The 12,587-nt window shown below is 60.3% G+C and carries 11 protein-coding genes and 1 pseudogene; 11 read left to right on the top strand and 1 reads right to left on the bottom strand.

The window, feature by feature from the left end; genetic code table 11:
* The first annotated feature begins 21 nt into the window (after positions 1-21).
* The 3 genes and pseudogenes from traD (at position 22) to B0G76_RS08700 (ending at position 3,381) form a co-directional block, all read left to right on the top strand.
* Positions 22-2,169 carry a type IV conjugative transfer system coupling protein TraD gene (gene traD, locus B0G76_RS08690; protein ID WP_116140989.1) on the top strand — a complete coding sequence of 716 codons (2,148 nt, stop codon included), beginning with the start codon at positions 22-24 and terminating at the stop codon, positions 2,167-2,169.
* A 16-nt stretch (positions 2,170-2,185) separates the two neighbouring features.
* Positions 2,186-2,884: a DUF4400 domain-containing protein gene (locus B0G76_RS08695; protein ID WP_116140991.1), complete on the top strand. Its 699-nt coding sequence runs from the start codon at positions 2,186-2,188 to the stop codon at positions 2,882-2,884.
* A 29-nt stretch (positions 2,885-2,913) separates the two neighbouring features.
* Positions 2,914-3,381: pseudogene (locus B0G76_RS08700) on the top strand (SET domain-containing protein).
* A 16-nt stretch (positions 3,382-3,397) separates the two neighbouring features.
* On the opposite strand, the gene B0G76_RS08705 reads toward B0G76_RS08700, so the two are convergent.
* Positions 3,398-3,610: an AlpA family transcriptional regulator gene (locus tag B0G76_RS08705; protein WP_116140993.1), complete on the bottom strand. Its 213-nt coding sequence runs from the start codon at positions 3,608-3,610 to the stop codon at positions 3,398-3,400.
* Between the two features lie 391 nt (positions 3,611-4,001).
* On the opposite strand from B0G76_RS08705, the gene B0G76_RS08710 reads away from it, so the two are divergent.
* The 8 genes from B0G76_RS08710 to B0G76_RS08745 all read left to right on the top strand — a co-directional run bounded on the left by B0G76_RS08710 (position 4,002) and on the right by B0G76_RS08745 (position 12,422).
* Positions 4,002-4,397 carry a hypothetical protein gene (locus tag B0G76_RS08710; protein WP_116140995.1) on the top strand — a complete coding sequence of 132 codons (396 nt, stop codon included), beginning with the start codon at positions 4,002-4,004 and terminating at the stop codon, positions 4,395-4,397.
* A 1,212-nt stretch (positions 4,398-5,609) separates the two neighbouring features.
* Positions 5,610-6,542, top strand: coding sequence for a dsDNA nuclease domain-containing protein (locus B0G76_RS08715; protein WP_120291357.1), 933 nt, complete (start codon positions 5,610-5,612; stop codon positions 6,540-6,542).
* A gap of 65 nt (positions 6,543-6,607) precedes the next feature.
* Entirely contained in the window at positions 6,608-8,131 is a 1,524-nt protein-coding gene (gene istA / locus B0G76_RS08720; protein WP_120296255.1) for an IS21 family transposase, read from the top strand.
* A complete protein-coding gene (gene istB, locus B0G76_RS08725; RefSeq protein WP_120291359.1) occupies positions 8,124-8,924 on the top strand; it encodes an IS21-like element helper ATPase IstB in 801 nt (266 codons plus the stop codon). Before istA ends, istB begins: the two co-directional genes overlap by 8 nt.
* A 171-nt stretch (positions 8,925-9,095) precedes the next feature.
* Positions 9,096-9,437, top strand: a complete 342-nt coding sequence (locus B0G76_RS08730) for a hypothetical protein (RefSeq protein WP_120291361.1) — start codon at positions 9,096-9,098, stop codon at positions 9,435-9,437.
* Positions 9,434-9,982 (top strand): hypothetical protein, encoded by a 549-nt coding sequence (locus B0G76_RS08735; protein WP_116140999.1) that lies wholly within the window; start codon positions 9,434-9,436, stop codon positions 9,980-9,982. The genes B0G76_RS08730 and B0G76_RS08735 overlap by 4 nt, the downstream gene beginning before the upstream one ends.
* Complete coding sequence (locus B0G76_RS08740; protein ID WP_116141001.1) at positions 9,979-11,889, top strand: hypothetical protein; 1,911 nt, start codon at positions 9,979-9,981, stop codon at positions 11,887-11,889. The genes B0G76_RS08735 and B0G76_RS08740 overlap by 4 nt, the downstream gene beginning before the upstream one ends.
* 347 nt (positions 11,890-12,236) lie before the next feature.
* The gene (locus B0G76_RS08745; RefSeq protein ID WP_116141003.1) at positions 12,237-12,422 is read left to right on the top strand and encodes a hypothetical protein; all 186 of its coding nucleotides are present in this window, start codon (positions 12,237-12,239) and stop codon (positions 12,420-12,422) included.
* Positions 12,423-12,587 lie beyond the last annotated feature (165 nt).

Genomic DNA, 12,587 nt, shown 5'->3' on the forward strand with positions numbered 1-12,587 from the left:
CGAGGCACCGGGGCGACGGCGATGGCGTATCCGGTCGAGAACTTCTTTCGCAGGCCCGTCGAACTGGTGTCCTCCATTGGGGCGCTCGCTGCGACCGGCATCCTTTGGTCCCACCCGGCACTCTTTCTCATCACGCCCGCGACGGGCGGCGTCACGACCCTCGCGCTGCTGTCACTCGCCTACGTTCGCGGGCGACAGGCGTGGCGGCTGATCCGCTTCCAGCGCAATCTTCGCCGCTTGCCGCAGTACGTGATCCCCGCAGCCGACATTCCGTGCTCCGCGAAGGAGGTGTTCCTCGGACGCGGCTTTCGCTGGAGCGTTATTCACACGCAGCGGCTCTATCAGGCCCGTTTTCCCGAAAATCGCCGGCTGCTTGCCCGCAATGACCTGTACGACCGGGCGCGGGACCATGAGCGCCGCTATCCCGGTAGCCGGATTGCACAGGTGACCCGCCGTGAGGCACGGTGGAATCCCGTCGCGCCGTTGCCGCCAGTTGGAGGAGACCCCGCGCTGCATGGCGTCGAACCGGACGAGCGGGCCATCTGGTTCGACATGGCCGAGCGTGTGGGGCACATGGCCGTGCTTGGGACAACGCGCGTGGGCAAGACCCGCCTGTGCGAGGTGCTGGTGGCCCAGGACATCCGCCGCGGTGACGTCGTGATCGTGTTCGATCCGAAGGGCGACGTCGACCTGCTGCTGCGCATGTATGCGGAAGCGAAACGTTGCGGGCGGGAGAGCGAGTTCACGTTCTTCCACCTCGGCTATCCCGACAGGTCGGCGCGCTATAGCCCGATCGGCACGTATTCGCGGATCACCGAGGTTGCCACGCGCATTGCCGGCAATCTGCCGAAGGAGGGGCAGTCCGCTGCATTTCGCGACTTTGTCTGGCGTTTCGTGAACGTAATGGCCCGGGCGATGAGTGCGCTCGGGATTCGCCCAACCTACGAGATGATTTACCGGAACGCGGTGAACATCGACGGGCTCGCGTTACGGTACTTCCGCTTCTGGCTCGATCGTGATTACCCGGGATGGGAGGACGGGCTCGAGCCGCTGGACAAGGAAGAGGCGAAGCAGGCGATGCGCCTGCAGCGCAACCAGGAAGTGCTGCAGGTGGCGAACCTGATCCGGCAGCAGGGCTGGACCGATCCGATCGCCAATGGCCTGCTGTCGGTCATCAGCAACGAACGCTCGTATTTCGACAAGCTCGTGTCGTCGCTGTATCCGCTCCTGGAAAAGCTCACCACAGGTCGCACATCAGAACTCCTGTCGCCCGACTATGATGATCCCCACGATCCGCGTCCCGTGTTCGACTGGAATCGCGTGATGGATCGCGGCGGGATTGTGTATGTCGGACTGGACGCGTTGTCGGATTTCGAGGTGGCTGGCGTGGTCGGCAATGCGATGTTCGCGGACCTGACGTCGACCGCGGGCCGCATCTACAAGTACGGGCATGGCTATGGGCAAAGCACGGCAGGCGGCCGGCGGCGCGTCTCGATCCATGCGGACGAGTTCAACGAACTGGTCGGCGACGAATTCGTGCCGTTGGTCAACAAGGCGGGCGGCGCCGGTTATCAGGTCACCGCCTACACGCAGACGAGCGCTGATCTTGAAGCCAGGATCGGCTCAAGGGCGAAGGCCGAACAGATTTTCGGGAACTTCAATACGGTCGTGATGCTGCGGGTGAAGTACGTCACGACCGCGAAGATTCTGACCGACCAGCTCCCGATGGTCGATGTGAAATCACTGACGCTTGCGTCGTCCGCGACGGATGCGGTAAGGCACGGCGAGGGCGTGCATTTCACGGCGCAGACACACGACCAGATCTCGGTACGACAGGTACCGATGCTGCAGGCATCTGATCTGACGCAGTTGCCCAAGGGCCAGGCGTTCGCGCTCATCGAGGGCGGCCAGCTGGTCAAGGTACGGCTGCCGCTGCTCGACGCGCATGACCCGATCATGCTGCCGGGGCTGGACGACGTGGTGGCAGACATGCGATCCCGCTATGCGTCCTATGTCCAGGCGGTGGCGCCGTTCGACGAGGCAGGAGGTGTGTCGCCCGATGCTATTGGCGGCGCCGTAGGCAGCTTCATGCCGGTCCACGCGGATGCCGGTACGCCCGCACCGATCTCTGGACCGTGGACGGTGCAGGGCAAGGGTGCCGGGTTCTGACGATAGACGAGCGACCATGGCGGCGAAAACGCGCGACGGTAATGCCGATGGTGTGAAGTCTTTCTTCTGGATCGTCGATCTGGCGATCCACGTTGTCCTCTGGCTGCTGCTCGCCAGCATCCTCGCGGTGCTGGCGGATCTCGCCACGGCGCAAACGCTGTGGCGCGATGACCCGGTGGGTGGGATGCAGGCGCTGCTTCGCTATTACCTGAGCGAGACGACCGATCCCGGGCTGGCTGCGTGGGCGGCGGACGCCGCGTACTGGGGCTGGTTCGGCTGGACCGGCGTCGATGCGTCGGCGCGGGCATGGGAGGCAGGCGTCCTGCCTTCGCATGGTTTGGGGTCCTACCTGCAACCGGCGTTTTCCGGGGCGACGCGCGAGGCGCTCATGGTGGCAATGTACGGGATCAAGCTCTTCGGCGTTCGCATCGCGATGCTCGCAATGACGATTCCGCAGTTCGTGCTCGCGATTGCTGTTGCCGTGGCCGACGGTCTGGCGGCGCGACACGTGAGGCGCGCGCAGGGCGGACACGAGTCGGCGACCCGTTACCATCACGCGAAACGCTTTCTGACGTTCGGCGTGATCCCGTTGACTGCGGTCATCTGGCTCGTCGCGCCGGTACGGCTGCCGATCTGGCTGCTTTTCTGGCCGGTGTCGATCATGATTGTGATCGCGGTATGGAACATGGCGAAGTACTTCAAGAAGTACACGTAGATCGCAATCTGTCGCCCTATACTTTGGCCATGAAAAAAGAGGACAGACAGGTCATTCGCCGACATGTAGTGGTTCGACGCTCGCCCGTGCATGGGCGTGACGTGTTCGCATGACGGGCACTCGAAGCCGGCGAGCGAATTATCGAATACAAGGGCGAGACGATCAGGTGGACAGCCGCCCTCAGGCAGCATGGAAGCACCGGCACCGCCGGCCACACGTATTTCTTCGGGCTGTCGGACGGACGCGTCATTGACGGCGGGCGTCGGGGAAACAGCGCGCGCTGGCTCAATCACTCATGCAACGCCAATTGCGAGGCGATCGAAATCGAAGACCGCGTGTACATTCATGCGTCGACTGCGGTCACGCCCGGTGAGGAACTGTTTCTTGACTGCCAGTTGGCCATTGCAGATCCAACAGACGAAGAAGCGACGCCCAGCTATGTCTGCCGGTGTGGCGCGTCGGGATGCCGTGGCACGATGCTGGCAGTGGGCTCTTGATCTTGCAAGCGGCAAATCAGCGGCCCGATGGTAGCGTCGACGCCGACCGCTCCCTTGCTTCAGTGCGGTTCGCAAGCCACGCCTCCAGTTCCGACTCGCGCCAGCCTGTTGCACGTTCTCCGATGCGGATAGGCCGGGGGAATTCTCCGCGGCTGATCATTGCATAGATGGTCGCCCGGCACAGGCCAATCTTTTTCACGACATCCTTCATGCGCATTACCTGGTCCATTTCGCTCGGCTCCGTATTGCACTTGCTGTGGCCGATTATCCACGGAGTTCGACTGCCCGCAATGGACGACCGCAGGGGATGCCGTGAGACGACGGACGGCACGGCGACATCAATACAGCTTTGCTGGTCGAGAGAGATGCATTGTTGTTACACTTAATTGCATATTCATCGACAATATGGCCGCGACCTTGCGAAACGTCGGCGAGCGTCAAATTCAGTTTCTATATCGTGGTCGTTCCACAACAAGCGGATGTGGGCATCATACGGCGAGCAGGTTACGTGAAAGCCCGATATCGCGAAGTTTGGCGAAGACCATATCGAACGGCTCGCGCCATGACGGCCATGGTCATCTCCGAAGATCTGAGGGCCACGCTTTTGAAGGGCAATAAAAGTGAACTATGAACGGCTGGTCTGGACACACTGCATCCCTGCTGATCCCATCGTTTGGGTCTCCGTCAACGCGATCGACGCGTCGTGGCAGCACGATAAGGGTCTCTATGTTGGGCCCGGTGGCAAGGGCGGCCTGGATGATCGCTATGCATTCTTCGGGAAGTGGCTCGCGGCGAATCTGCATCGCCCCATTCAGGTACCGGAGATCGGCCTGAGCCGCGGCGAAGTGGCTTTTTCAAACGGGCGGCACCGATTCGCATGGTTTCGTGATCACGGACTCCTGGACATGCCAGTGGCAGTTGACCCTGCAATCGTCGAGCCCTTTCGAGCGCGGTTCGCAACGCCGCGGCGACTTGCCCGCCATGAGAGGAAGTTCAGCGCTTACCCCGGCAATTGACGTCCACGACCCTGAGAATCGGCTTGTAAAGCAGCGGAGCCCATGATGTCACCAATGTGACGATGCTTAGGATTGGCGAAGTTCGCATGACGCGCGCTGTGGGTTATTCAGCCCACACGCGCTGGCCGCTGAGCATGCTGCCCGGCGCGGTACGCCTAAAATGCCGCGGGGCTCTGCAACCGGGAAGAGTACGCTTCACGTTCGGCCAGATCAATCACCCGGTCAAGGTGATCGCTGGCCATCGCAACGATTTGCATCCGGGGTCGAGCAGATCTGGCGGTCGTACTCGTTCACCAGCCTGGTGAGGCCGTCGATCAGTGCGCCCGGGAGAGCCCAGCGTCCCGTGCTTTCTCCTTCGGTCAACACTTCGCCAAGGCCTTGCTCGACTCGCTGGATATCCGTGCGCGCGCTTGCTGAAAATTTTGCTTTTTACGCATGGGTCTCGGGTTGCCGGCTTGTCCGAGTCGCCATATGTGGCTGGTTGCCAGGAGATTCAAGAGCCACGACATGAATGTTTCGTGAGCGGTTAGATGCCCCCGTTCCGGTACTACGCAGGCGATACGCAGGTGCCAGTGATCCTGGTCAAGCGTTAAGCCGGGGGAAGTCGCATTGTTGGCCGGCGCATCGCGCGCCGCGCTGGCGCGCCGTCCTTCGAGGGCTGCTGTGCTCGTTGCGTTGTCAATTCCAGAATGGAAAGAATGAATCGGTGATTGGTATGGGACAGAGACGTCATCCGGCAACATGCTAGCGACCTTTTATGCGAAAAAGGCGAGTGGGTGAACTGTTGCTCCGACGGAAAACGTCGCAAGTGCGTGGCGCTACCCAGCTCTCAGCCGATAGGGTGCAATCAATGCATCAATGCGCCTCGAGGCATACATTAAGGCGGTGATCGTGCAAGTCAGTCGAACCGTCACCCTCACGGCCATGCGGCCCTTGCTTCCCTCTGCTACGTGCCGAAGCACGACCACAAAACAACTCGCGGGCCCGCATGCCCAGCTGGCGTAGCGCACCCACTGCATCGGCCCGCCAAAACCCGGCCTCGTCCTTCCCGACCCAAACCGCATAGCTCATGGCGATGGAAGCGGCTTACGTCACGATCGTTTGATCGAGTGGGTCTTGAAAGGAAAGAACCTGGAGGCAATTCTTGAGTTAGTTGGAGTATGATAATGCGAAAATCAGACTGGCAAATAGAATAGAGCGAGAGAGGGGCAAATGGGGGACCCGATAACGGCCGGGGCATATGCCGACACGTCCAATGACACAAACTGGTCATCTGTCGATGACGCTTGTCCGGCGGAAGAGGGTGGCCCTATCGCCAGAACCGGCTTCAGTTATCAGGACGAGGTCGCTGTCGGCTTTCTGATTGATATGCTGTGCGATCCCTCGCTGGTGAAAATCCACTGCGAATCGCACGATGACATTCTGCTCCTGCGATCGGGCGAAGCAGGACGCATCGCTGAATTCGTGCAGGTGAAAGGCGGTGAAGCAGACAAGCTCTGGTCAGTCGCGGACCTGTGCTATCGCAAGTCAGGCGCCGTCGGCAGCTCGATTTTCGAAGTTTCACTTTCCCGCGACCAACATCGAGAGCTATCGCGCTTTCGTATCGTCACGCACCGGCCAGCTGTAACTGCGCTTGATGTGTTGACGTTTCCTCTCGATGCACCGGGACGTGAATCGAACGGGGCGAAGTTTCTCGAACTGTTCACGGGCATCGACGGGTACTGCCCGGCATTTCAATCCGCGAAGGGAAACGATGCGAAATACTGGATCGAAAACTGCCTGTGGGATGTTCGCGCCGACAAGTCAAATATCGAGCGTGCGAACCTGCTGGCGTTGATAAAACTTTCAGCCCAGCAGAAGCTCGACCTGCTTCAAGAGCATGTCGAACTCCTGTTGGGTGAATTGCGCGTATGGGTCAAGCGTGCGGGCGAAGCCCGATGGTACCCCAGTCGCGACGACAAGATCATTACGCGCGATGCCATATCTACATGGTGGAAGGAACGCACGACCGAGATCCGGCGGGGCGCAGCATTACAAGGGGGTGGCAAGCTTGCTGACAAGCTGCGGGAGATTGGTGCAGGCGAAGAGATTATTGTGTTTACGCCGACCGAAAATTCAGCCACATGTAGGGATCGCGCCGACTGAGAACTTAGCCGGGCAATCAACCTATCCTGCTACTTTTTCTGGCAGGGTGTTTGGGGATGATCCCGATGACGATGATTGGCAAGGTGCGGCGGATGTTCCACCGCCAGAACAAGTCGGTACGCGAGATAGCGCGTCTCACAAGCCTGTCACGCAACACGATTAGCAAATATCTGAACATGGATGTTCAGGAGGAACCGAAGTATCAGCGGCGCTCGCAGCCGACCCGGCTAACGCCGTTTCATGAGGTGCTGGTGCAGGCGCTCAGTGTCGACGCGCGGCGACCGAAGAAGGAGCGGCGCACCGCCTGGATGCTGTTCCAGGAGATCAAGGGCGGCGGCTACGACGGCTGTTACTCGCGGGTCACCGATTTCATCCGGGCCTGGCGGCAAAGCGAAGGCAAGGCGGTTTTGAAGTCGGCGTTTGTGCCGTTGCGATTCGAGCTGGGCGAGGCATTCCAGTTTGACTGGTCCGAGGAAGGACTGGTTGTCGGCGGCATTTACCGCAAGCTGCAGGTGTCGCACATGAAGCTGTGTGCGTCGCGGGCGTTCTGGCTGGTTGCCTATCCGAGCCAGGGGCACGAGATGCTGTTCGATGCCCATACGCGCTCGTTCGCCGCTTTCGGCGGAGTGGCCCGCCGGGGCATCTACGACAATATGAAAACGGCCGTAGACAAGGTTCACAAAGGCAAGGGCCGCACGGTCAATCCGCGTTTCGCAGTGATGTGCTCGCACTACCTGTTCGATCCGGACTTCTGCAACGTCGCCAGTGGCTGGGAGAAAGGCATCGTCGAGAAGAACGTGCAGGACAGCCGTCTGCGCATCTGGATTGAGGCGCGTGCGCAACGCTTCGGCAGTTTCGCTGATCTGAATGCATGGCTGGCGACCCGGTGCCGGTCGTTGTGGGATCAGGTGAAGCATCCGGACTATCGTGACCTGAGCGTCGCCGACGTGTTCGAGCAGGAGCGCGCCCATCTGATGCCGATGCCGACACCGTTCGACGGTTATGTTGAGCGTGCGGCACGCGTTTCGTCGACCTGCCTGGTGGTGATTGGCCGCAATCGCTACTCGGTGCCATGCGAATTCGCAGGCCAGATGCTCAGCACGCGGCTCTATCCTGGCCATGTTGTGGTGGTGGGCGACGACGCCGTGGTGGCCGAACACGATCGACTGGCCGACGAAGGACTGGTGCGATACGAGTGGCAGCACTATATCCCGCTGATCCAGCGCAAGCCTGGCGCGCTGCGCAACGGTGCGCCGTTCCAGGATATGCCCGAGCCGCTGCAACGCCTGCGTCGGGCGTTACTACGCGAGCCAGGTGGTGACCGGGTAATGGCGAAGGTTCTGGCGCTGGTCCCGGAAAGCGGTCTGGATGCCATAGTGGTTGCAGTCGAACTCGCATTGGAGCAGGCGCCGCCCTCCGGGCGCGTGAGCGTCGAGCATGTGGTGAACGTGCTGTCGCGCATGCGCAGCGTGCAGATGCCGCCGAAGATCGATACTGCGCTACAACTGACAACACCGCCGCTGGCCGACACATCGCGCTACGACGGGCTGCGCCCGGCGCTGCAACAGCCGGAGGCCGGTCATGCGTGATCTGATCGTCGAACTCAAACACTTGCGGCTGCACGGCATGGCTGCCGGCTGGGCCGAACTGCTTGAACAGGTGAATGTCGAGGCGGCGTCTTCGCAATGGCTGCTCGAACGGCTGTTGCAGGCCGAGGTCGCGGATCGGGGCGTGCGTTCGGTCAGCCACCAGATGAACGCGGCGAAGTTCCCGGTGCATCGCGACATCGCCGGCTTCGACTTCGATGGCTCGCCGGTCGACCGCCAGCTGGTCACGCAACTGGCCGGCATGACGTTCACGGAGGGCGCGCACAACCTGGTTCTGGTCGGCGGCCCAGGCTCGGGCAAGACGCATCTGGCGACCGCCATCGGCGTGTCCGGCATCATGCACCACGGCAAACGGGTGCGCTTCTACTCGACCGTGGATCTGGCCAACGCACTGGAGCAGGAGAAGGCGCAGGGACGCGCCGGGAGGATCGCGGCGAGCCTGCTGCGCCTCGACCTGGTCATACTGGACGAACTCGGATATCTGCCCTTCAGCCAGGCCGGCGGGGCGTTGCTATTCCACCTGCTGAGTCGCCTGTACGAGCATACAAGCGTTGCGGTGACAACGAATCTGGACTTCGCCGAATGGTCCAGTGTGTTCGGCGACGCGAAGATGACCACGGCATTGCTGGACCGGCTGACGCACCACTGCCACATCGTGGAAACCGGCAACGAAAGCTACCGTTTCCGCCATAGCAGCGCCAGTGCAAAGAAGCGTATCCGTTCGCGTGAAGCAGCGCGCAGAGCCGACGGTGCGAGCGAGAACGAATCGGCTTGATCGTCGCTTGCCGCGCAGTGGAAGCCGCTACGGGCTACGCCCTTCGCAGCTTCCACTGCGCAATGCATCCTCATACGAAGGAGGACAACTACTCCGGAAACCCATACACTTATCCACAACCGGCCCTTCTTCAGGCCGGTCTCCACCCCGGCTCAAAGCTCGATCGGCGCGGTGGCTCAGAATTCATTCGGCGCGGACAAGATTATTGCGCTGGCAGTAGAAATGCGCCGCGACTATGCAGCGGCGACGCGCAATCCGCGCTATATGGCCGATGATCATGGTGAATGGCTCCAGCAGCGCGTCAAGTCGGAGATGATGTCGTTGCGCACGCGGTATAGCGCGGGGCAACTTGATATCGATGGAATCTCGTTTCTTATGATGTGCCTGGACCGGCTCGACGAGATGAATGGGAATCGCCCCATCGGTTCGGAGGATCGGGCCGCCTATCTCAAGGGGTGCATGTATGACATCACTGACCGTTGCTTACATCGCTTCGCGAGGCCGCGCAAATGAGATCGCTGGATCGGCTCGGCACCCGGCCCGCCAGTCTGCCGCTGGTGGCTGATGATGTCGTCGAATTTCATGCCGCTCGCCTGCTGCTGCTTTTAAAGCTGTGCGGTACGGCAGGACGGATCGACGGTCTCACCAAGATGGCAAAGCTTGATTTCTTCGTCCGGTATCCTGAGTTCTTTGATATGGCGTGCCAGCAGACGGGCACGACGTCCCGGGTTGGCGATGCCGTCGAGTCGGCAATGGTCCGGCACCACTACGGGCCGTGGGACAAGCGGTACTACCATGTACTGGCCCATCTGGAAGCGAGGAATTTAATAGCTGTGACGAAAGAAAAGAATTCGTTCCGGATTGCATTGACAGATCTTGGACATGATCGGTCGGCACGCCTGGCCCAACTCGCGTCATTTGCGCCCATTGCGGATCGTATGCGCGAGGTAAAGAAGGCCTTTGGTGGCAAAAGCGGATCGTCCCTGAAGAACATGATCTACAAAATATTTGATCGGGAAGTCGGGCAGCGTCGCCTCGGGGAGGTAATCGAATCGTGAGTCAATCCTTCCTTTCGATCGGGCGCCTGACAAGGACACTTTTCAACGGACAAACCGAAGCCTTGACGTTTCTGCCTGGCGTCAACGTGCTAGTCGGTTCACCCAATACCGGAAAGACAAAGTGGCTCCAGACGCTTGATCACCTGCTGGGCGATCCGACTTCAATCGACGCCACTTTTGACGAGCAACTGCTTGCGAAATACGACAGCGCGACCGTAGAACTGCTAGTTGGCGACGAATGCCTGTACGTTGAGCGGCGCTGGAAAGAGGCTGGTGGCAAGACAAAAATCTTCGTCAACAAGGAGGCGATGCCAGCGCGGGAATTCCAGCATCTTTTGCTTGGCAAACTCGGCATCCCGTTGCTGCATTTCCCGAAGGGCAACCCGTTGTCCGGTCAGACCTGGCCAGAGCTCAGTTTCCGCATGCTGTTGCGGCACATCTATCGGCAGCAACGTTTCTGGAGTGGCATTGCCGACATGCAGCCAGAGGCGGAGCAGCACGCCTGTCTGCTGCAGTTTCTTGGTCTGGCTGAGAACATCTACACCGAGGAGTACGGGGAGCTGGTAAAAATGCGGCTCGCGGCTGAGCGTCTTGCCGCGAGGCGCGAGCAGTACGGATCGACACTCAACGAGCTGGCTGGCGACCTGTTGGCAGAAGGCGGTGATGAGGTACTCGTGACGGCCGATACAGTGGAACGAGCGGAAAAGCAGCTGGAACACGACCTTGATGAGATTCGGCGCAAGCGAATCCTGACACTTTCCGACGGCCGGGACAGAGCCGTGCCGGTGCAGGAGCGAGGGCGCGTCGAGGAACTGAGCGAAAGGCGTGCTCTGCTTATCGCTGAGCGAGAGGACGCATTCAAGCAGGCCAGGGCAACGCAGGAACGCCTCGACGAAATGCGGCGCTACCGGACTGATCTGAGCGATGAACTCGCGCGGTTGAGTCGGGCGGAGGACGCCGGCGCCGTGTTGGCCGATCTGAAGATCACGCATTGTCCCGCATGCGATCAGCCGGTTGCGCCAGCAAAGGTTGAAGATGATGCTCACTGTCATCTTTGCCATCAGACGCTGCCGATAGATCCGGTCATAGAAGGGCTGGGCGCTACCCGTTTGCGCTTCGAGGGCGACCGGCTCAATGGTGAGCTTGCCGAAGCCGACGCCTTGCTGGATGTGCTGGAACGGGAGGCGCAAAGGCTTGTACGCCAGCTTTCGGCGATTGATGAGCAGCTTGGAATGCTGGAAAACGAGCTTGCACCGGCACGGCAAGCGGTCGCAGCGTTTGTCAGCCAGGAAATCAGCGCCATCGATATGACGATGGGCGAGCTCAGTGAACGCCAGAGGCAGGTAAGGCGATTGAAGGGGGCGCTCGAGCTGGGTGATCAACTGACGGAACAGATTGAGAAACTCGAGAAGCAGATAGCCCCGCTCCAGATCAAGGTTGACGAGAAGATGGCCGCGACGGATTTCGGCGCCGCGGAGGAGGAGCTGGCAACCGGTATGCGTTTCTATCTTCAGGAACTCAATCGGCTGAAGCCGGGAGTGTGGAGGCACAGTGAGGTCGACGTGAACCTGTCGAGAACGGGCTTTAACATCAAGATCGGTTCGCGGCGCTGGAACTCAACACTGGGTGGCACAGACACGCTCTATTTCCTGATGGCGTATCACTTCGGCTTACTGTGGTTGAGTGACAAGGGTCACGGACATTATCCGGGCCTATCGATTATCGACCTGCCCGGAGACTTTCTGGGTGAGTCGATCGAGGACAAGGAAAATTTTATCGTTCAGCCTTTCATCGATCTTCTGGCAAAGGAATCGTTTTCTGGCGCGCAGCTGATTATCACGGGGGCCTCCTTTCAGGGGCTGGGCGGGGCAAACCGTACGAAGCTCAACAAGGCCTTCCTGAGCTAAAGGGCAGAAGCTGAAGCGATCTGTCGGCCGACGCAAGCGCGGTTTGACGAACGCGTCGTTCGTCCACAACGTCAGATGCATCCAGCCGATCCTGTTCGTCACGATCTGACATGCGAACAGGAAGATCGACATATCCACGAGCGCAGCACACCCGACGAACACGTCGCTGGGATCACGCGACAAATAGCGCTCGCGGTCTTTTGCGCGCTGGCTCGCGCGACCGACCGGAATTCTTTAGACGGGAACAACGTTGCACCGCCCAGGCGGACCACTATAGTGACAGGAAGAGAATAACTAAGGACTAAGCCACCTCAGTCGGCGACCCGTATGTTCAGATTTCCACCGCATTGACCGATATCGAGGAGTGGGGGATCGCGCTGACCTCGTCCAATGTGGCCGGCGAGGGCGCAAGCCAGTGCATGCAGTTTCGGACAGCTTGGGTCAGCGCGCCGGTGTTCGACTATCCGATCGCTGGCGCTGTGCCGCTTGGCCTCTACCAAGGTCACGAGCTGTATGTCCGCCACGGGTTCTAATCTACGCCGGCTATCGCGTTGAGCCTCCCGAGCAGGAGTGCGCGACATAGCGTCCGGGTTGCAGCACCCGGACGCGCGGCGGACTCAGCGGAAATGAATCTCCGCGAAGCATGATTTTCCGCGCCCATGGCGCCCCTCGGACAATCATGTCCAAAGTTCAGGCGG

The organism is Paraburkholderia sp. BL23I1N1 (assembly GCF_003610295.1).
Taxonomy (GTDB): Bacteria; Pseudomonadota; Gammaproteobacteria; order Burkholderiales; family Burkholderiaceae; genus Paraburkholderia.

Bases quoted from the DNA above. Each gene is read 5' to 3' on its own strand.
- traD (WP_116140989.1), top strand. From the start codon at position 22: ATGGCGTATCCGGTCGAGAACTTCTTTCGCAGGCCCGTCGAACTGGTG.
- B0G76_RS08695 (WP_116140991.1), top strand. From the start codon at position 2,186: ATGGCGGCGAAAACGCGCGACGGTAATGCCGATGGTGTGAAGTCTTTC.
- B0G76_RS08705 (WP_116140993.1), bottom strand. From the start codon at position 3,610: ATGGACCAGGTAATGCGCATGAAGGATGTCGTGAAAAAGATTGGCCTG.
- B0G76_RS08715 (WP_120291357.1), top strand. From the start codon at position 5,610: ATGGGGGACCCGATAACGGCCGGGGCATATGCCGACACGTCCAATGAC.
- istA (WP_120296255.1), top strand. From the start codon at position 6,608: ATGACGATGATTGGCAAGGTGCGGCGGATGTTCCACCGCCAGAACAAG.
- istB (WP_120291359.1), top strand. From the start codon at position 8,124: ATGCGTGATCTGATCGTCGAACTCAAACACTTGCGGCTGCACGGCATG.
- B0G76_RS08735 (WP_116140999.1), top strand. From the start codon at position 9,434: ATGAGATCGCTGGATCGGCTCGGCACCCGGCCCGCCAGTCTGCCGCTG.